The organism is Acinetobacter sp. 1294243, from assembly GCF_000588015.1.
In the GTDB taxonomy this organism is placed as follows: Bacteria; Pseudomonadota; Gammaproteobacteria; order Pseudomonadales; family Moraxellaceae; genus Acinetobacter; species Acinetobacter pittii.
The window spans coordinates 1-820 of the sequence record NZ_JFXG01000057.1; the positions used below are offsets into that span (position 1 = coordinate 1).

The window sequence follows — 820 nt, forward strand, 5'->3', positions numbered from 1 at the left end:
TAAACAAATATCCTCTGTACACGATAAAAATAGATAACTCATTGAAATAATGTCATAATAATTGTTTTCTAACGACGAATACTATGACACATCTCAATGAGTTATATCTTATCTTAAACAAATATCTAAAATGGAACAAGTCACATTTAAAGTGCTTTGCGCTCATCATGCTTGTGATTATTTTAAAGCAAACATGTAATCTTTCTTCTGCATCTAAAGCCTTGCCCATCAAGTGCTTACCACAATCATTTTATCGACGTATGCAGCGCTTCTTTGCAGGTCAGTATTTTGATTATCGTCAAATTTCTCAGTTGATTTTCAATATGTTTTCATTCGACCAAGTGCAACTGACTTTAGATAGAACCAATTGGAAATGGGGAAAACGAAATATTAATATCCTGATGCTCGCAATCGTTTATCGTGGAATAGCGATACCTATCCTTTGGACATTGCTTAATAAACGTGGAAATTCAGATACGAAAGAGCGTATTGCTTTGATTCAACGCTTTATAGCCATTTTTGGTAAAGACCGTATTGTGAATGTGTTCGCAGACAGAGAGTTTATCGGTGAGCAGTGGTTTACATGGTTAATTGAACAAGACATCAACTTCTGCATTCGTGTTAAAAAAACTTCATTGTCACCAATCATTTAGGAAAGAATCATAAAATTAGTGATTTATTTCGCCATCTTAAAGTTGGTCAAATTGAATGTCGTAAACGACGGATTTTGGTTGGTCGGGTGAAACTATATATAAGTGCACTACAGTTAGAAAATGGAGAGCTTTTACTCGTCGTTTCTCCTCAGTTTAATGCCAATGCT

General features: G+C 34.6%; 1 pseudogene. It reads left to right on the forward strand.

From position 1 onward, the window contains the following. Positions 1 to 83 precede the first annotated feature (83 nt). A pseudogene (locus J655_RS24150) lies at positions 84 to 820 on the forward strand (IS4-like element ISAba1 family transposase); the annotation flags it as partial.